18 protein-coding genes are annotated in these 18,482 nt (G+C 68.3%); 3 read left to right on the top strand and 15 right to left on the bottom strand.

The annotated features are described in order from the left end of the window. Nucleotides 1-5: 5 nt before the first annotated feature. Both AC07PF_RS00490 and AC07PF_RS00485 read left to right on the top strand, forming a co-directional pair. Nucleotides 6-803, top strand: coding sequence for a VOC family protein (locus tag AC07PF_RS00490; protein ID WP_494610994.1), 798 nt, complete (start codon nucleotides 6-8; stop codon nucleotides 801-803). Between the two features lie 113 nt (nucleotides 804-916). Beyond that, nucleotides 917-1,600, top strand: coding sequence for a histidine phosphatase family protein (locus AC07PF_RS00485; RefSeq protein WP_494610523.1), 684 nt, complete (start codon nucleotides 917-919; stop codon nucleotides 1,598-1,600). A 46-nt stretch (nucleotides 1,601-1,646) separates the two neighbouring features. Here the strand turns inward: AC07PF_RS00485 and AC07PF_RS00480 are convergent, their stop codons facing one another. From AC07PF_RS00480 to AC07PF_RS00425, 12 genes are all read right to left on the bottom strand, one after another. After that, nucleotides 1,647-2,348 carry a hypothetical protein gene (locus AC07PF_RS00480; RefSeq protein WP_494610522.1) on the bottom strand — a complete coding sequence of 234 codons (702 nt, stop codon included), beginning with the start codon at nucleotides 2,346-2,348 and terminating at the stop codon, nucleotides 1,647-1,649. Nucleotides 2,349-2,373: 25 nt separating this feature from the next. After that, entirely contained in the window at nucleotides 2,374-2,775 is a 402-nt protein-coding gene (locus AC07PF_RS00475) for a response regulator (protein ID WP_007855867.1), read from the bottom strand. A gap of 5 nt (nucleotides 2,776-2,780) precedes the next feature. Then, the gene (locus AC07PF_RS00470) at nucleotides 2,781-5,009 is read right to left on the bottom strand and encodes an ATP-binding protein (protein ID WP_494610521.1); all 2,229 of its coding nucleotides are present in this window, start codon (nucleotides 5,007-5,009) and stop codon (nucleotides 2,781-2,783) included. After that, a complete protein-coding gene (locus tag AC07PF_RS00465; protein ID WP_494610520.1) occupies nucleotides 5,006-5,617 on the bottom strand; it encodes a biliverdin-producing heme oxygenase in 612 nt (203 codons plus the stop codon). The genes AC07PF_RS00470 and AC07PF_RS00465 overlap by 4 nt, the downstream gene beginning before the upstream one ends. Nucleotides 5,618-5,813: 196 nt before the next feature. Further along, nucleotides 5,814-7,160: a tetratricopeptide repeat protein gene (locus AC07PF_RS00460; RefSeq protein WP_494610519.1), complete on the bottom strand. Its 1,347-nt coding sequence runs from the start codon at nucleotides 7,158-7,160 to the stop codon at nucleotides 5,814-5,816. Nucleotides 7,161-7,204: 44 nt separating this feature from the next. Continuing rightward, nucleotides 7,205-7,813 (bottom strand): hypothetical protein, encoded by a 609-nt coding sequence (locus tag AC07PF_RS00455; RefSeq protein WP_494610518.1) that lies wholly within the window; start codon nucleotides 7,811-7,813, stop codon nucleotides 7,205-7,207. 5 nt (nucleotides 7,814-7,818) lie between these two features. Beyond that, complete coding sequence (locus AC07PF_RS00450; protein ID WP_494610517.1) at nucleotides 7,819-9,222, bottom strand: amidase; 1,404 nt, start codon at nucleotides 9,220-9,222, stop codon at nucleotides 7,819-7,821. 108 nt (nucleotides 9,223-9,330) lie between these two features. Beyond that, nucleotides 9,331-10,821, bottom strand: coding sequence for an ABC transporter substrate-binding protein (locus AC07PF_RS00445; RefSeq protein ID WP_494610516.1), 1,491 nt, complete (start codon nucleotides 10,819-10,821; stop codon nucleotides 9,331-9,333). 96 nt (nucleotides 10,822-10,917) lie between these two features. Continuing rightward, on the bottom strand, nucleotides 10,918-11,790 hold the full coding sequence (locus AC07PF_RS00440; RefSeq protein WP_494610515.1) for an ATP-binding cassette domain-containing protein: 873 nt from the start codon (nucleotides 11,788-11,790) through the stop codon (nucleotides 10,918-10,920). Continuing rightward, nucleotides 11,787-12,827, bottom strand: a complete 1,041-nt coding sequence (locus AC07PF_RS00435) for an ABC transporter ATP-binding protein (RefSeq protein ID WP_494610514.1) — start codon at nucleotides 12,825-12,827, stop codon at nucleotides 11,787-11,789. The genes AC07PF_RS00440 and AC07PF_RS00435 overlap by 4 nt, the downstream gene beginning before the upstream one ends. 57 nt (nucleotides 12,828-12,884) lie before the next feature. Beyond that, nucleotides 12,885-13,769: an ABC transporter permease gene (locus AC07PF_RS00430; RefSeq protein ID WP_007855879.1), complete on the bottom strand. Its 885-nt coding sequence runs from the start codon at nucleotides 13,767-13,769 to the stop codon at nucleotides 12,885-12,887. 30 nt (nucleotides 13,770-13,799) lie between these two features. Then, nucleotides 13,800-14,762 (bottom strand): ABC transporter permease, encoded by a 963-nt coding sequence (locus AC07PF_RS00425; protein ID WP_007855880.1) that lies wholly within the window; start codon nucleotides 14,760-14,762, stop codon nucleotides 13,800-13,802. A gap of 231 nt (nucleotides 14,763-14,993) precedes the next feature. Here AC07PF_RS00425 and AC07PF_RS00420 point away from each other — a divergent pair, with 231 nt between their 5' ends. Continuing rightward, nucleotides 14,994-15,254 (top strand): YfhL family 4Fe-4S dicluster ferredoxin, encoded by a 261-nt coding sequence (locus AC07PF_RS00420; protein ID WP_007855881.1) that lies wholly within the window; start codon nucleotides 14,994-14,996, stop codon nucleotides 15,252-15,254. A 66-nt stretch (nucleotides 15,255-15,320) separates the two neighbouring features. Here AC07PF_RS00420 and pth read toward each other — a convergent pair whose 3' ends face one another. From pth to AC07PF_RS00405, 3 genes are all read right to left on the bottom strand, one after another. Then, nucleotides 15,321-15,980 (bottom strand): aminoacyl-tRNA hydrolase, encoded by a 660-nt coding sequence (gene pth, locus AC07PF_RS00415; protein ID WP_007855882.1) that lies wholly within the window; start codon nucleotides 15,978-15,980, stop codon nucleotides 15,321-15,323. Nucleotides 15,981-16,667: 687 nt separating this feature from the next. Beyond that, the gene (locus tag AC07PF_RS00410; protein ID WP_007855539.1) at nucleotides 16,668-17,300 is read right to left on the bottom strand and encodes a 50S ribosomal protein L25/general stress protein Ctc; all 633 of its coding nucleotides are present in this window, start codon (nucleotides 17,298-17,300) and stop codon (nucleotides 16,668-16,670) included. A gap of 175 nt (nucleotides 17,301-17,475) precedes the next feature. Then, nucleotides 17,476-18,450 carry a ribose-phosphate pyrophosphokinase gene (locus AC07PF_RS00405; RefSeq protein WP_007855540.1) on the bottom strand — a complete coding sequence of 325 codons (975 nt, stop codon included), beginning with the start codon at nucleotides 18,448-18,450 and terminating at the stop codon, nucleotides 17,476-17,478. Between the last annotated feature and the right edge of the window lie 32 nt (nucleotides 18,451-18,482).

The following is an 18,482-nucleotide window of genomic DNA, read 5'->3' as shown; positions in this document are numbered from 1 at the left end:
AGGTCCTGAGCTTGCCGCTGGACCATGTGGTCATCGCGATCAACGACCTTGACAAGACCATCGCCGACTACCAGGCGCTGGGCTTCAACGTGTTGCGCGGTGGCGACCACCCTGGCCGGCCCACGCACAACGCGCTGGTGGTGTTTGCCGACGGCAGCTACTTCGAGCTCATCGCCTGGCGCGAGCCGGCACCCGCCGACCGCTGGTGGCAACTGCTGCAGCAGCATGGCGAGGGCATCATCGACTTTGCCTTGCTGCCACCGGGCACCGCCACCACCGTGGCCGCCGCCCAGGCACGCGGCCTGGCGCTGAGCGGCCCGCACGACGGCGGCCGCGTGCGGCCCGACGGCGAACAGCTGCGCTGGCAGACGGCCCGCCCGCCCTCGCACGACCTGCCCTTCTTGTGCGGCGACCTCACGCCGCGCGCGCTGCGCGTGCCCGAGGGCGATGCGCGCGTGCATCCCAACGGCGCGCTCGGTGTGGCCAGCCTGTCCATCGCCGTGCACGACCTGCCCGCCAGCCTGGCGCGCTACCGCGCCTTGCTGGGCGAGCCACCGCAGGGGGCTCCGGCCGGCCATGCCAGTGCGGCGGTGGACCTGCCGCACAGCGACGTGCAGGTGGCCCTGGTGCGTGCCGGTGCCGCCACCCTGGTGCTGAGCGCGCCACGCACCGAGGCCGGTCCGCTGGCCCGGCACCTGGCCACACGCGGCGAGGGCCCCTATGCGCTCGTGCTTGCAGGGGCCCAAGGTGCCACGCAAGTGCTCGATCCGGCACTCACGCACGGCGCGCCGATCCGGTTCTGAACCGAGCCGGCAGCCCCGGAGCGCGCTGCCATGACCCGTTGCCAGCGCTTTCAGGGAAAGCACTGGCAGGGGACTTGCTTGCAATACTGTGCATGCATTCGATAATGGGCAGGATGACTGAACTGATCTTGATACGCCACGGCGAAACCGACTGGAACCGTGAACTGCGCTTCCAGGGCCAGGTGGACGTGCCCCTGAACGCCACCGGCCACGAGCAGGCACGCCGCCTGGCCGAGCGCCTGGGCGCAGAGCGGCTGGTGGTGGACCACCTGGTCTGCAGTGACCTCATCCGCACGCGCCAGACGGCGCAGCCCGTGCTGGGTACCCTCTTGCCGCAGCTGCACATCGACAATGTGGTGGACGCCAGCCTGCGCGAACAGAGCTTCGGCCTGGTCGATGGCATGCGCGTGGACGACATCAAGCTGCAGCACGCCGGGGCCTGGGAGAACTGGCTGCGCTTCGACGCCGACGGCGGCATGCCAGGTGGCGAGACCACGCGCCAGTTCCATACCCGCGTGATGGATGCCGTGCGCCGCCTGGCGCAGGAGCATGCGGGCAAGACGCTGATGGTGGTGACGCACGGCGGCGTGCTCGACATGGTCTGGCGCACGGCCCGCGGCGTGGGCCTGCACGGCCCGCGCCAGAGCGACATCCCGAACGCCGGCTTCAACCGCGTGCGCCTCGACGGCGATGCCATCGAACTGCTGCACTGGGCCGACGTGCGCCACCTGGCGGACCTGCCGCCCCAGCCGGTCTACGACCAGAAAAAATTGCTGGTGGAGAGCGCCGCCGACTAGGGCCTTCGCGACCCCGAAATTAGTGTTGACAGGTCCTCGAGCGGCTTCAGGCGGCCGGCAGGCCGATGTCGATCTGCCGCTCGCTAGCCTGGACCTGGACCCTGAGAGGCTGCGCCAGTTGCAGCAGGGCCGCCAGGTCCAACGCCGGTGGCCGTGCAGGGCCGCCGGCCTCGGGCGGCGGCAGCAAATCCGCCGACGCGGTCGACGTGCCATGGGCGCGCACCCGCACGCCGAGCGCGCCCACCGGCTCCACCGTGACCTGGGCAGGCGCCGGGCCGGGTTGTTCGGCCAGGTGGTAGATGGCGGCCAGCACCAGGTACAGCAGCGTGTGCGGCACCTTGGCGTCGCCCTCCCAGCCGGGGGCATCCTCGGCCAGCGGCTCCATCTCGGTGCCGCGCACCATCAGCATCGGGCGCGCCAGTTCCACGGCTTCGCGCGCCAGTTCCAGCACGGTGTGGCGGTCGTTGATCTGCAGGTCCCACAGCCGCAGCCGGCGGATGTGGCGCGAGATCTCGGAGAGCTGCTCCTCGATCTGCTCCACGCGTTCCACGGCCTGCTCGGGCGCCATGTCACCCTGGCCCAGGCGGCGCTTGAGCAGCATGGTGCCCATGCGCATCACCGACAGGGGGCTGGCCACGTCGTGCCGCAGCACGGGCATGGCACGCATCAGCACGGCATGCTGCAGCCCGGCATCCGTCAGCTCCCGGGCAGTGTCGGGCACAGGGGGGGCGGGCTTCTTGGCAGGCATGGGCGGGGTGGTCCTTGGAGGAATCTCAGGGGGTGGGCGGCGATTGCAGCGCGGCGGTGCAGCGTGCCAGCAGGGCGTCGAAGGCGTCGAAGTCGAGCGGCTTGCCCAGGATGTAGTCAAAAACGCCCATCTGCCCGGCGGCCGTGCGGGCGTTGCCCGAGGCCATGCCGGTGATGGCAATCGCAAAGCAGGGACCTGCGCCGTGCGCGGCCACGCTCGCGCGCAGCAGGGGCACCAGGTCCGAGCCGCTCATGTCCGGCAGGTTCTGGTCCACCAGGAAGATCTGCACGGGCTTCTCGCGGGCCAGCTCCAGCGCGCGCGCCGCGGTGGCGGCCGTGCGCACGGCATGGCCTTCCATGGACAGCAGTTCTTCCAGGAGTTCGGTGGCGTCCTGGTTGTCGTCGATGACAAGGATCTCTAGCGGCATGGTGGTCAGGAAGAGGAGTGGTCGGCGGCGCCCGGCGGGCGCAGCGGCAGGTGCACGGTGAACACCACATGCGGTGCTGCGTGGGCGTAGCCGATGCGGCCGCCGTGGCCCTGCACGATCTGGTGCGCGATGTACAGGCCCAGGCCCAGGCCGGAGCGGTTGCGTGCCTTGCCCACGGAGGAGGACTTGAACGGGGTGAAGAGGTCGGCCGCCACCTCGGGCGCGATGGGCGGTGCCACGTTGCGCACCTGGACCACCGGGCCAGCCGGCGAGCCATGCGCATGCACTTCGACCGGGTGGCCGGCATCGCCATGGTGGCGCGCATTGCTGATGAGGTTGGCAAACACCTGGGCGATGCGGTCGGGATCGGCCTCGGCGCGCAGGCTGTCCGGCAGGTGCCCCACCAGCTGCATGCCCGGGTGGGCCATGCGCGCCTCGTCCATCAGGTCGGCCAACAGCTGCACCAGGTCGATGGTGGCGGGCTGCAGGTCCAGGCCCAGTCGGCTTTGCAGGCGCGACATGTCCATCACCTGGCTCACCAGGCGCTGCATGCGGCTGCTGCTGGACTGGATGCGCCGGCCCAGCTTGCCGGTGCTGCCGTCGGTGCCGTTGTTCTTCTCGAGCACCCGGGCCGCCATGCTGATGGAGTGCAATGGGTCGCGCAGGTCGTGGCCGAGCACGGCCATCAGGTGGGCGCGGGCGTTGTTCAGTTCGGCATGGCGCGCGCTCTGGGCGCGCACCAGTTCGGCGAGCAACTGGCGGGCGATGTCCAGGTCGTCACCGGCCCATTGTTCGGCGGTGGAACGCACGATCTCCTTCCACAGGTCGAACGAACCGCGCGGCGTGAGGCGCGGCCCCAGCGGGCCAGGGCGCACTTCCTTCTCGGGCTTGCCGCCCCAATGGATGGTCTCGATCTGCTCCTTGCGCAGGAACACCAGCCAGCTGCCGCGGTGCATGTCCAGCGGCAGGGCCAGCACGCCACACCAGGGCGCCAGCTGCACGCCGACCTCGGGCGCCTCCAGCGGCAGGGCATGGGTAGCGTAGAGAGTGCCACCGGCGTGCGTGGCATCAAGCCAATGCAGCAGGGCCCGGGCGGCCGTATCGCTGATCTCTCCTTCGATGCACAGCTTGCTGTGTTCGGAGACGATGATGGCCCCTGCGTGCATCGAGGTGGCTAAGGCTGCCGCGTGGGTACACAGCGCGGCGAACTCGTCGTCGGAGTGCAGCACGCTCTCCATCACGCGCGTGCGCAGCTCGGCCACCTGCTGCTGGCGTTCGGCCTGCTTGCGCGCGAGGACCGCCTGGATGGTGGCGCCCAGCATCTGCGCCATCACGTCGCAGGCCATGCGCACGCTGTAGGGCACCTGCCGCGGCCCCATGTGGTGGCAGGCCAGCAGGCCCCAGAGCCGGTTGTTGATGACGATGGAGATGCTCATGGACGCGCCCACGCCCATGTTGCTGAGGTACTCGATGTGGATCGGCGAGACGCTGCGCAGGATGGCGGCGCTCAGGTCCAGCGGCTTTTCGTCGGTCTGCTGCAGGGGCACCGGCGCGGCGCGCACGTCGGCGATCAGGCGCAGCGTGTTGGCCACATACAGGGCCCGTGCCTGCGCGGGGATGTCGCTGGCCGGGTAGCGCCGGCCGAGGTAGGGATCGAGGAAGTCCGCGCGCGATTCGGCCACCACGTCGCCGCTGCTGTCCGGCCGAAACCGGTAGGCCATCACCCGGTCAAAGCCGGTGAGTGCGCGCACTTCCTGCGTGGCCAGTTGCAACAGGTCGTCGATGGAGGCGCGCGGGCGGCGCAGCTTTTCCATCGCGCGGTGCGCCTGCACGGCAAAGCCCGCGAGTTCATCGCTCGATGCCTTGCGCGCCTCGAACTCGATCACCAGCAGGTCGTGCGACTGGTGCAGCACCACATCGAAGCTGCGGCCTGCCGCCTCCAGTTCGGTGGGCATGGGCAGATCGGTGGAGGCACCCAGGGCCGCCAGGCCCTCGGCGAACAAGTCCTGCAGCAGGGGATGGTTGGCCACCAGGGGGCTGCCGCGCAGCGGCTCGCCGGGCTGTGCCGCATGGCCGAGCAGCGGCTGGGCATTGCTGCTCGCATGGCGCACCTGACCGGTCGCATCCACGGCCACGAGCACGCCGTGGGACTGGATGGAGCCCGGGATGTGGATGGGCTCGCGGTCGCAGTTGTCCAGCGTGGTGGGCTGCACGGGGGCCGTGCCGGAGGTCATGCGGGTGTTCCTTGCGTGGCGTCGAAATGCGCCTGCAGGCCCTGGAAGGCGGCCAGCGCGCCATCGCATGCGGCCGCAATGGCCTCGGGCGATGCCACGTGGGTGCGCAGCAGCGCCATGAATGCCTTCCAGCGCGCACCCGTGCCCGCCCCATCGCCCTGCAGATAGCGCAGCGGGTGCGGTGCCAGCCGGGGCGCGAGGCTGCGGTAGAGCACCTGCCCGCCGAGCTGCGAACCTTCGACCACATAGGCCAGGCCCCAGCGCAGGGCATCGGCCTGGCCGGGGTGGCGCGCCAGGGCCTGCTCCAGGCACTGTGCGGTGGTTTTACTGGGCTTTGGCCAGGGCCGGCTGGCCAGGTCCTCGCGCAGCGCAGACAGCCGCCCTGCAGGCGCGAAGCCAAAGCCGGGTGTGTGCGCCTGCAGGTCCTGCAGCGCAGGCCAGAGCGCCTGCAGCCAGGCAGAAAGTGCCTGGGCATGCTCCAGGTAGTCGACCAGGCTGGCGTCGGCGCGGGCGATGGGCAGGCCGGAGTCCAGTTGTGAATGCCGTGCGGCCGTGGCGTGCCGCAGCGCTTGCAGTGCATCGACCGCTGCGGCGGGCTGGGGTGGCATGGGGGCGAGGGCGGTGTGCGGCAAGGTACAGGGGACCTGTGGAGGGGGAGGGGGCACCGCACCCCAGGGCACCGTGCGCTCCCATTCTAGAACCGGATTGCCCTTTGCAGGCCCCGTGCAGACAGGGGTTTGCACCGGTCCGCGGCCTGCCGCCGTGGCGGCGGGCTGCGCGGCTACGGCACCATGCGGCGTTGTCCTACGTGGAGCGCAGGGCGCCGTCGAGGGCCAGGGCGGCATACACCGCCTGGAGCTGGCGTGCCAGGCGCAAGGACTCGGGCTGGGCATTGGCCTGGGGCTGCAGCAGGTTCTGCAACGCGGCCCACTGGCCGCTTCGGGCCAGGGCGTCGAGGTAGACCTGGTGGAACAGGTCGCGCTGGGCATGGCTGCCGCCCACGGCCACCAGCTGCGGCAGGGCCAGGCCCAGCTGCGATGCCGCCATGGCCCAGTCCCCGGTCGCATGCGCGAGCAAGCCATGGGCCGCGGGCACGCAGACCTGCTGCCACACGCGGCGCTCGTGCGCCTCGGTGCGGCTGGCGGCGTGGGCTTCGATGTGGTGCAGCAATGTGCGCGCTGCATCCACGCGGCCAGCGCGCGCCAGGCCGTAGAGGTACTGCAGGTCCAGGAAGGGCAGCACCTGGTCGGACAGGCGCAACGCCAGGTGGCCGGCCAGATCGTCCCAGCGCGCGCGTCCCACGTCCACGCCGGCCAGTTCCAGCCGGGCCAGCAGCGAGACGGCGTTGATCTGGTCCTGCGTGTATTCCTTGACCACGCCCCAGACCTGCTGGTCGTAGAGCGCCAGCACCTCGGCATGGCGCTCCTGCTCCAGCAGGAACAGGGCCTGGTGCCACCAGTTGTGCGTGACCATGAAGGAGTTCAAACCTGTCCAGGTGTCGCTCACGCCGGCCATGAACTCCGTGCCCTCGGCAATGCGGCCCTGGGTCAGCATCACGTGCGCCAGGGCATGGTGGGCCCAGGGCTCCTTGCGGCACAAGGCCACCGCATGGCGGGCCGAGGCTTCGGCCCGGTCGAGCAGATGGCACTGCTCCCAGCCGAAGGCCAGCATGCCGTGCAGGTAGGGCACCTCGGCCGCGGCCGGCAGGGCGGCCAGCGCGATGCGCAGCATGCCCGGCGAGTCGCCGCGGTTGAACAGGTGGTACTGGCCCAGCTTGAGCGAGGCCAGGTCGCGCGGGTGCAGGCGGGCCTGCTCTTCGTGCAGCGCAATGGCGCGTGGCAGGTCGCCCGCGACCCAGGCAGCCACGGCCGCGACGAAGCGCTGCTCGCGCTGCGTGGCCTGGCCGGCGGCTGCCTGTGCGCGCGCGAGGTAGGGAAGCGCATTGCGCGGTGCATCGGCCGATTCGGCGAACATGTGCAGCGCCGCGCAGCAGGCCTGCACAATGGCGCTGTGGTCCTGCTCGGCTGCGAGCACATTCACTGCGCGTGCCTCGCAGGCGATGAATCCTTCGACGAAGTCGTTCAGCGCCGCAAGGCTGCCCCGGTCGTGCAGGGTGACGGGGTTGCCCAGGCTGTCGGTGGCGGTGTGCATCGGTGCATTGTGCGGGGCAGGCAGTCCCCCCGTCCTGAGGCAACTCATTTGCCCTCGATGAGGGCGAGGTATGCGGTGCGGGTGGCGGGCGACACCGAGGCCACGAGCTGCTCGTGCGGCGTCTTGTGGCGCGCCAGCATGCGCGCCGTGGCGATGGTCTTCGATTTGCAGAACCAGTGGCAGCTGTGCTGCATGAGCAAGAGCTCGGCCGTCATCACGAAGGCCTTGTCCTTGGGCGCGCGGTGCTCGCCGTTCTCGGCCACGCTGGCGATGCCGCGTGCGTGGACGGCCAGGGCGCGGCGCATGTCGAAGGTGGCCGAGGGCAGGATGGCCTGCGCGAAGGGGATGGCCAGGGCCAGGCGGCTCACGCGGGACTGGGCCTCGTCCACCTTGGAAAAGTCGGCGGCAAAGCGCGTGAACTGCTCGGCCAGCTGCGATTCGGTGGTCTCCAGCAGCGACCAGATCTGGCTGCGCCGCTCGTCGGTGCCTTCGCCCAGGGCACGCAGGTAGCCCTCGGTCAGCGCCTCCATGAGCTTTTCGATCTGGTAGTTGGCCAGGTGGGCGCCGAGCAGCGCAATGCGCTTGCGCTGCTCCTTGGCATTGAGCATGTAGATGCCGCTGGCGATCAGGATCGACAGGATCAGGACGTCCATGGCGATCAGCCCTTGGGCGGCTGCGGCCAGGGGCGCTGCGGGCCCCGGACCAGCTCGAAGGCGCGCGAGACCTGCAGCACGCCGAGGTCGTCGAAGCGCACGCCCGCGATCTGCAGGCCGATGGGCAGACCGGCCTTGGTATAGCCGCAGTTGACCGAGGCGGCCGGCTGCTCGGACATGTTGAACGGCACCGTGAAGCCGATGTGCTCCAGCGGGCGCAGCGGGTCGTTGGTGGGCGATGGCAGCTCGGCCTGGAAGGCGACGTTGGGCGCCACGGGCGAGATCACGTAATCGAAGGCGCTGCAGGCCTTGACCGCGGCCACGCGCGTCAGGTGGAACTGCTGGCTGGCGTTGAACACCGCGGTGCCCGACATGCCTTCGGCACTGTCGGCCCAGGCGCGGATGTAGGGCAGCACCTTCTCGCGCTTGGCCGCAGGCAGGGCCTGCATGTCGGTGAAGGAGCGCATGCGCCAGAAGTGGTCCATGCCATCGAGCAGGGCCTGCGTCATGAAGGGGCGCATGGGCACGATGGTGGCGCCGGCCGCCTCCATGAGGCGTGCGGCGTCCTCCACCGCGGCGCGCACCTCGGGGTCCACGGGCAGGCCGCAGCCGGCGTCCAGCAGCAGGCCGATGCGCAGGCCACGCAGGCGCTCGGTGCCCTGGTCGAAGCGGTCCCACGCGATGTCCTGCGCGGGCAGGCTCATGCTGTCGCGTGCGTCGGGGCGGCTGAGCACCTGCATCATGAGCGCGGCATCGGCCACGGTGCGCGTCATGGGGCCGGCGGCGCGGCCGGTGTAGGGCGGATCGATCGGGATGCGGCCCAGGCTGGGCTTCAGGCTGAAAATGCCGCACCAGCTGGCTGGCAGGCGCAGCGAGCCACCGATGTCGGTGCCGATGTGCAGCGGGCCGTAGCCGGCCGCCGCGGCTGCGCCGCCACCGGCGCTGGAGCCGCCGGGGCCCTTGCTGGTGTCCCAGGGGTTGCGCGACAGCGGGTGGAAGCTCGACAGCCCCGACGACAGCATGCCGTAGTCGGGCATGGTGGTCTTGGCCACGACCACCGCGCCGGCCTCGCGCATGCGCGCAGCGGGCGGCGCATCGGCCGGGGCCGGTACCAGGTCCACGGCGGCGGTCCCCAGGGGCAGCGGGTCGCCTTCGGTGGCGATGTTTTCCTTGATGGTGGCGGGCACGCCGTCCAGCAAGCCCAGGGGTTCGCCGCGGGCCCAGCGGGCCTCGGAGGCGCGCGCCTGCGCAAGCGCCGCTTCGGGACGCAGCAGGTAGGTGGCCTGGATATGGGGCTCCCAGGCCTCGATGTGCTGGAGGACGGCCTGGGTGACCTCGACGGGGGACAGCGTGCGCTGGCGGTAGGCAGCGGTCAGTGCGTGGGCGGGCAGGTCGTGGAGATCACTCATGGCAGGGGCTGGGGAGGGAAGGCGGGGCGGCTGCCGGCAGGGGCCGGCAGCGCACGGGGGCAAGGCGTCACATTGGCAGGGGCCTTGTGCAGCCCCTGCCAGTTGGCATCAGGACCAGGACAGGGCCGAGATGTCGTTCACGAACACGGGCATGTCTTTCCACAGGCCCTTGAGGTTCTTGTTGGCCACTGTGATCCACTGGTTCTGGTAGAGGAAGGCGTGCACCGCGTCCTCGGCCAGCAGGCGCTGGGCATCGCCGAGCAGGCGCGAGCGGTCGGCCGGGCGGGCGGCGTTCTTGATCTGGTTGAAGATCTCGTTGAACTTGGGCGAGTTGTAGCCCCAGTAGTAGTCGGGCTTGGCGAAGTTGCCCAGGTCGAACGGCTCCACGTGCGAGATGATGGTCAGGTCGTAGTTCTTGTTGCCGTAGGTGCCGCTGAGCCACTGCGCCCATTCGACGTTCTGCAGCTTGGCTGTGATGCCGATCTTGGCCAGCTGGGCCGCAATCACCTCGCCGCCCTGGCGCGCATAGGGCGTTGGCGGCAGGGTCACGGTCAGCTCCAGCGGCGTCTTCACGCCAGCCTCGGCCAGCAGTTTCTTGGCCTTTTCCACGTCGTAGGGGTTCACGCCGGTGGTGTCCACATAGCCGAAGGCGCCAGGCACATAGTGGCTGCCGATGGGCGCGCCGTAGCCGTCGGCCGCACCTTCGATCACGGCCTTGCGGTCCACCGCGGCGGCGATGGCGCGGCGCACGCGCACGTCGTCGAGCGGCTTCTTGGCGTTGTTGATGGCCAGGATGGTCTTGGCGCGCGAGCCGCTCACCACCACCTGGAAGCGCGGGTTGGCCTTGAACTGCGCGACGCTGCGCGGCGTGACGCGCGGGAAGGCGTCCACGTCGCCGGCCAGCAGCGCGGCGACCTGGGCCGCCGGGTCGGAGATGAAGCGGAAGGTGGCGCGTTTGATCTTGATGCTGGCCGGGGCGCGGAAGCCGCTCCAGGCCGCCAGCACCACGGACGAGCCCTTGTTCCACGCATTGAGCTGGTAGGGGCCGGTGCCCACGGGCTTGGTGGCGTTGCCCTCGGCGCTCTTGGGCTCGACGATGATGGACGTGGCCTGGCCCAGGATGAACAGCAGGTCGGGGTCGATGTCCTTGTTGAGCACCACCACGGTGTAGTCGTCCACCACCTGCGTGGTGAGGTTGGCGAAGGTGCGCTTGTCCTTGTTGGTGCTCTTTTCGCCGCCGGCACGGTCGTAGGAGAACTTCACGGCGGCGGCGTTGAAGGGTTCGCCGTTCTGGAAAGTCACGCCGCGGCGCAGTTTGAAGGTGTAGGTCTTGAGGTCGGGCGAGACTTCCCAGCTCTCGGCCAGCAGCGGCGAGACGCTGCCGTCGGCATTGATCTTGGTGAGCGTCTCGAAGATGTTGTACTGCACGATCTCGGCGATGGCCGAGGCGGCGCCGGCCGTCGGGTCCAGGCCTGGTGGCTCCAGCGTCATGGCCAGCACCACGGCATCCTTGCGGCCCTGGGCGAGGGCGGCGAAGGGGGTGGCCAGGGGGACGGTGGCAATGGCGCCAGTGGCAAGAACGGTACGGCGGTTCAGCATGTTCGGACTCTCCAGACAAAAAACCAGACGAAAGCCCCGGTGCAAATTGTTACCGGGGAGCACGGAAGCTTTTTACACCATCGGCAACACTTGTGGTTATGCGTTTTTGGCTGCCGCCGCTGCGCGGCGTGCCCGTGCCCGGCCAGGTTGCACCTGGGGCACGGCGCCCACCAGCGAGCGGGTGTAGGGATGCTGCGCGTTGCGGAACAGCTCGGCCGGCGAGCCGCGCTCCACGATGCGCCCCTGGTAGAGCACCACCACTTCATCGCACAGGTGGTTGACCACGGCCAGGTCGTGGCTGATGAGCATGTAGGTGATGCCGAACTGCTGCTGCAGGTCCTGCATCAGGTTGAGCACCTGCGCCTGCACGGAGACGTCGAGCGCACTCACGGGCTCGTCGGCCACGATCAGGCGCGGGCGCGTGATGAGGGCACGCGCGATGGCGATGCGCTGGCGCTGCCCGCCCGAGAACTCGTGCGGGTACTTGTCCAGGTCGTTGGTGCGCAGGCCCACCTGCGCAAGCACCTGGCCGGCTTGCTCGCGCTGGGCTGCGCGGCTGGTCTCGCCCTGGGCCTGCAGCGGCTCGGTGACGATGCGCTCCACGGTCTGGCGCGGGTCGAGCGAACCATAGGGGTCCTGGAACACCATTTGGAAATCGTGCCGCGCCTGGCGCAGCTCGGCCGGGGGCAGCGCATGCAGGTTGCGCCCGAGCAGGTGCACCGTGCCGGCGGTGGGTGCATCGAGCGCCATCACCGTGCGCGCCAGGGTGGACTTGCCCGAACCCGATTCGCCGACGATGCCCAGGCTGCGGCCCGAGGCGATGGAGAAGCTCACGCCGTTGACCGCATGCACCTTGCCTGGGGGGCGGAACAGGTGCTCGCGCGGCAGCGTGTACTCGCGCACCAGGTCGGTGACCTGGAGCAGGGTGGTGCCGGCGCTGGCCGGAGTTGGGGGCTGGGTGCTGCTCATGCGGCCACCTCGACGACTTCAACCGCCTGCTGCGCGCTCAGGGCCTGGTCGATGGCATCGCGGCGCAGGCAGCGTACCTCGTGGTCACCGTCTTCATCGCGTGCCACCAGTGTGGCGGCGGGGCGTTCGTGGTGGCAGGCGTCCACCGTGTAGCTGCAGCGGCCAGCGAAGGGGCAGCCGGCGGGCAGGTCCACCAGTTCGGGCACGGTGCCGGCGATGGTGGACAGACGGGGGCGCTGGCCTGGTGCATGCACCGCGCCCAGGTGCGGGCGGGCGGCGAACAGGCCGCGTGTGTAGGGGTGCGCCATGGCCGAGAAAACCGAGGCGGTGGAGCCGCTCTCGACCACACTGCCGCCGTACATGACCATCATGCGGTCCACGTTCTGCGAGATCACGCCGAGGTCGTGCGAGATCAGGATCAGGGCCATGTTGCGCTCGGCCACCAGGTCGCTGATGAGGTCCAGGATCTGCTGCTGGATGGTCACATCGAGCGCGGTGGTGGGCTCATCGGCGATCAGCAGGTCGGGCCCGCAGGCCAGGGCCATGGCGATGGTGATGCGCTGGCGCTGCCCGCCCGAGAACTGGTGCGGGTAGGCGTCGAAACGCTGCGCGGCGTTGGGGATGCCCACGCGGTCGAGCAGGGAGATGGCTTCCTTGCGCGCCTCGGCCGTGCCCATTGCGCGGTGCAGGCGCAGCGGCTCGGCCACCTGGCGGCCGATGCTGTGCACCGGGTTCAACGCGGTCATGGGCTCCTGGAACACCATGCCGATGCGGTTGCCGCGCATGCGGCACATCTGCGCGTCGGTGCGGCCCACGAGTTCCTCGCCGTCGAAGCGGATGCTGCCGCTGACCTGGGCGCTGTCGGGCAAGAGGCCCATGAGCGACATGGCGGTGATGGACTTGCCGCAGCCCGATTCACCGATCAGGCCCAGGGTTTCGCCGCGCTCCAGGGCAAAGCTCACGCCGCGCACGGCGTCGGCTGGGCCCCGGTGGGTTTGCAGGCGGATCTGCAGGTTGGAGACTTCAAGCAAAGGCATGGCAGCGGGTCTTTGTCTTCATCATCGTCGTCTTGTCGTTCTTGCTTGCAGTGCCACTCAGCGCTTGCGCGACAGGCGGGGGTCCAGCAGGTCGCGCAGGCCGTCGCCCAGCAGGTTCAGTCCCAGCACGGCGAAGGCGATCGCCACGCCCGGCCACACGGCCAGCAGCGGTGCCTGGAACATCAGTGTCTGTGCCTCGCTGAGCATGCGGCCCCACGAGGGCTGGGGCGGCTGCGTGCCCAGGCCCAGGTAGGACAGCGCGGCCTCGGCCAGGATGGCGATGGCGAATTGGATGGTGGCCTGCACGATCAGCACCGAGAGGATGTTGGGCAGCACATGCTCGATGGTGATGCGCCAGCTGCCCTTGCCGCAGGCGCGTGCGGCCAGGATGTATTCGCGTGACCACACGGCGTTGGCCGAGGCGCGCGTGACGCGTGCGAAGGTCGGTATGTTGAAGATGCCGATGGCGATGATGGAGTTGACGATGCCCGCGCCGAACACCGCCGTCATCATGATCGCCGAGAGGATGGCCGGGAAGGCGAAGGTGAAGTCCGCCAGCCGCATGATGAGCTCTTCAACCCAGCCGCGCCTGGCGGCCGCCAGCAGGCCCAGCGCCGTGCCGATGGACAGGCCGATGCCGACAGCGATCACGCCCACCAGAATGGAGTTGCGCGCGCCCACCAGCAGCAGCGAGGACACGTCGCGCCCGAAGGCATCGGTGCCCAGCCAGTGGGACAGCGACGGCGGCTGCAGCTTCACGGCCAGGTCCATCTCGTAGGGCGACCAGGGCGTCCAGACCAGGGACAGGCTGGCCGCGACGAGCAGCAGCAGCGACAGCACGGCACCGATGACGAAGCTGCGGTGGCGCAGTGCGCGGTGCCACCAGCCGGGCGGCGGCGTGCCCGCGGGGCGGATGGAAGGGGTGGAGGGAACGGCGCTCATGGGATCGGGCTGTCTGGTAAAGGACTCGGCTTAGATATCGCTGGCTTTGACGCGGGGATCGATCACCGCGTAGAGGATGTCCACCACGAAGTTCACGATGACCACCATGGCTGCGAGCAGCATCACGCAGTTGCGCACCACGATCAGGTCGCGGTTGGAGATGGACTGGAAGATCAGCCGCCCCAGGCCCGGCAGGTAGAACACGTTCTCGACCACGATGGTGCCGGCCAGCAGGTTGGCGAACTGCAGCCCCATCACCGTGATCACCGGGATCATGGCGTTGCGCAGCACATGGCCCCAGAGCGCCGCGCGCTGCGACAGGCCCTTGGCGCGTGCCGTGCGCACGAAGTCCTCGCGCAGCACCTCGAGCACGGCCGAGCGCGTGATGCGCGCCAGGATGGCGGCCTGCACCACGGCCAGTGCGATGGCGGGCAGCAGCAGCGCCTTGAGCGCTTCGAGCGGGCTGCCGCCGGCGTCCTCGGTCCAGCCCGGGAAACCGCCCGCCGAGAACCATTGCAGCTTGACCGAGAACAGCAGGATCAACAGGATGGCGAACCAGAAATTGGGGATGGCGATGCCGATCTGCGCCAGGCCCATCACGCCCACGTCGCCCAGCCTGTTGTGGCGCGAGGCGGCGTACACGCCTGCGATCAGCGCCAGCACCGTGGTGATCACCATGGCCATCAGGGCCAGGGGCACCGTGAGCGCCAGGCGTTCGAGCACCAGTTCCAGCACGGGGGTGCTGTAGGCATAGCTGTTGCCCATGTCGCCCACGACCAGGCCGCTGATCCACTCCCAGTAGCGCTGCATGGCCGGCTGGTCCAGGCCCAGCTTGGTGGCCAGGGCGGCCACGGCATCGGGCGAAGCGTCGGGGCCCATGAGCATCTGCGCCGCGTTGCCCGGCAGGATTTCCAGCACCAGGAAGACGACGATGGAGGCGCCGATCAGCGTCGCCAGGAGGGTGATGAACCGCTTGAGGAAGAACAGTCCCATGGTGGGGTGTCGTGTGGGTGGTGTGGGTTGTGCGTGGCGCCAGGAGCGTGGAAATTCCCGGCGTCACAATTAATGTGTATACACAGCATAACGGTAAAAACACCCCATCGGCGGTGTTGTGTTCCGGTGTGGTTCACAAGGTACATCCGGTTACCACGCGATAATGTGCACCATGAAGTGTGCACTGTCTCCCCCGTTGTCCATCGCGCCCCGTGTGCAGGGGGGTACGCCATGGCGTTGATGATCACCGACGAGTGCATCAATTGCGATGTCTGCGAGCCGGAGTGCCCGAACGACGCGATCTTCCTGGGCGAAGAAATCTACGAGATCGACCCGCACAAATGCACCGAGTGCGTGGGCCATTTCGACGAGCCCCAGTGCGTGCAGCTCTGCCCGGTGGCCTGCATTCCCGTGAATCCCCAGCACGTGGAAAGCCGCGAGACGCTGTGGCAGAAGTTCCAGCGCTTGCAGGCGCCCTCGGCACCAGCCTGACAGGTAGGGTTCCAGGAACAGAACAGCCCGCCAATTGGCGGGCTGTTCTGTTGTGGGCCGGCGCATTCACTCCGGGATCGGCGGCTGGGAGGGCCCTGGCGGTTGTGCCTTGGCGCCTGCCAGCTCGGGCGGCCGCGGTGGCTTGGGGCGGGGCGGCTTGACGGTATGGATCAACAGCGTGGCCTTGTCCATCTCGCCGGCCAGCATCGCCGGGTAGGCCTTGACCGAGTGGATGATGCTGTCCTCGATCAGCGTGCGCTGGTCGGGGGCGGGCTTCTTGAGCACCCAGTTGGCGACTTCCGACTTCACGCCCGGGTGGCCGATGCCGATGCGCAGGCGCCAGTAGTCGGGCGAACCCAGTTGCGCATGGATGTCGCGCAGTCCGTTGTGCCCCGCATGGCTGCCGCCGCGCTTGAGCTTGACCTGGCCCGGGGGAATGTCGAGTTCGTCGTGCACCACGAGGACTTCCTCGGGCGTGATCTTGAAGAAACGCGCGAGCGACGCCACGGACTTGCCCGAGAGGTTCATGAAGGTCTGCGGCTGCAGCAGCCACACGCTCTGGCCATGCACGGTGGCGCGGGCTGCCAGGCCGTGGTAGCTGCGTTCGGGGACGAGGTGCACCTTCAGTTCGCGCGCGAGGGCGTCGATCCACCAGAAGCCGGCGTTGTGGCGGGTGGCTTCGTAATCGGGGCCTGGGTTGCCCAGGCCGACAAACAGCTTGATCATGGGTGGGGATTATCGGTGGGGTTGCTGGTGGAATGGGTTTGCAGGCGTTGTAGGCGGTAGCCGTCGTCGTGCGGTTGGTTGTGGTTGTCGCATGCCTGTGTTGAGGGCGGAGGCCGGGATGTGCGCCCGGCGGCGCACCTACGGTCAGAAGGGGGTGGGAGCGGGCTCCACACGGGCCATTGCTTCGCTCGGCCTGTGGTCCTTCGCTGCGCTCGGCTCGCCAGGGCGCTTGCATCGCCCCGTCGGCAGCGCACAGCGCGAACCGACACCCGGCGTAGCTGCGAAGCAGCAGCCGGGTGGCGCCCGCTCCCCACCCCTTCTGGCTGCGCCGAGAAGCGCAGGAGCTGGGGTGGGCGTGTGTGCCGAAGGACACACACGCTTCGTGAACTAGCTTGCCGCAGCTGTTTGAGCGGAGTTTGAAGAACGCAGCGAGTTCTGCGGCACCACCCCAGATCCGAGCATCGCAGGTTGCCCGCAGCGAAGCGAAGGGACGCAGACTGGGGGTCGCCTTTTCTTGGCCCACCTTCTTTTGGCGACGCAAAAGAAGGTGGGTGCGCCGCCGGGCGCACATCCCGGCCTCTGCACTTCGCAAAGACATGTGGCAACCATCGACACCAAGGCAGGCCCACAAAACAAAAACGGCCCACCGAAGTGAGCCGTTCTTGATGTGCTAAAAAGCAGAAGAAATTACTTCTTGCCCTTGCCCTTGCCCTTGGCGTCGGCAGCAGGAGCGGCTTCGGCAGGGGTCTCGACGACCACAACCGGAGCAGCCACGGACACCAGAACGGGGTTGTTCTTGTTGCCACGGATCACGGCGGTCACGCCCTTGGGCAGCTTGATGTCCTTGAGGTGCAGCGAAGAGCCCTTTTGCAGCTTGGACAGGTCCACAGCGATGAACTCAGGCAGGTCCGAAGGCATGCACGACACGTCGAGTTCGTTCACGACGGGGTTCACCAGGCAGTGGTCCACCTTCACGGCGGGGGATTCTTCCGCGCCGCTGAAGTGCAGTGGCACCTTCATGTGCAGCTTGGTCTTGGCATCCACGCGCTGGAAGTCGATGTGCAGCACGAGTTGCTTGTAGGGGTGGTATTGCACGTCACGCAGCAGGACCTTGCTGGTGCTGCCGGCGACTTCCATGTCCAGCACGCTGGAGTGGAAGGCTTCCTTCTTGAGGGCGTGCCACAGTGCGTTGTGGTCGATCTCGATCAGTTGGGGTTCAGCGGTACCGCCGTAGACGATGCCAGGCGTCTTGCCCGAATTGCGCAGACGGCGGCTCGCACCCGTACCTTGCTTGGCGCGCTCAAAAGCGACGAAGTTCATGATAACTAGCTCCTGAAAAGGACAGACCGCGACCAGTCGTGTCCTGTTTTAAAAAGGCCTGCCACAGGGCAGGCCACATTGCGTTCCCGAACCAACCAATGGACAAGCCTCCCGAAGGAGGCTTGGTGTCCAGCGTTCTGCAAAACCAAGGGCCTCCTGCGAGGCCCGGGGCTTTTTAGAACAGGTTTTCCTGGTCCGAGAACAGGCTCATCACCGACTCACCCTTGGCAATGCGCTGGATCGTTTCGGCGATCAGCGGGGCCACGGAGAGCTGGCGGATTTTGGCGCATCCCTTGGCGTTGTCGTTCAAGGGAATCGTGTTGGTCACCACCACTTCATCGAGGGCCGAGCCCTTGGCGATGCGTTCGATGGCAGGACCCGAGAAAATGGGGTGCGTGCAATAGGCGTACACGCTCTTGGCACCGCGCTCCTTGAGCACTTCGGCGGCCTTCACCAGCGTACCGGCCGTGTCGATCATGTCGTCCATGATCACGCAGTTGCGGCCTTCGATCTCGCCGATCACGTGCATGACTTCGGACACGTTGGCCTTGGGGCGGCGCTTGTCGATGATGGCCAGGTCGCAGTTCAGCTGCTTGGCCAGCGCACGGGCACGCACCACGCCACCCACGTCAGGGGAGACGACGATCAGGTCTTCGTAGTTCTTCTGGCGCAGGTCGCCGAGCAGCACGGGCGATGCATAGATGTTGTCGACCGGGATGTCGAAGAAGCCCTGGATTTGGTCGGCATGCAGGTCCATGGTCAGCACGCGGGCCACGCCCACGGCCTGCAGCATGTTGGCCACCACCTTGGCGGTGATGGGCACGCGCGACGAGCGGGGGCGGCGGTCCTGGCGGGCGTAGCCGAAGTAGGGGATCACGGCGCTGATGCGCTCTGCCGAGGCGCGCTTGAGCGCATCGACCATGATCAGCAGTTCCATCAGGTTCTCGTTCGTGGGCGCGCAGGTGGACTGCACCACGAACACATCGCGCGCACGGACGTTCTGCTTGATCTCGACGGTCACTTCACCGTCGGAGAAACGGCCCACGTCGGCGGCGCCGAGGGTGGTCCCGAGGTGTTGGGCGATTTCAGCTGCCATGCCAGGATTGGCATTGCCGGTGAATACCATGAAGTCGGGTTGATTGCCTTGCATGAGCGTCCCAGCGGTCTGAAATAAAAGCCCGT

The sequence above is a fragment of the Acidovorax sp. GW821-FHT10A04 genome (genome assembly GCF_059415825.1).
This window is presented reverse-complemented; position numbering and strand designations above follow the sequence as displayed.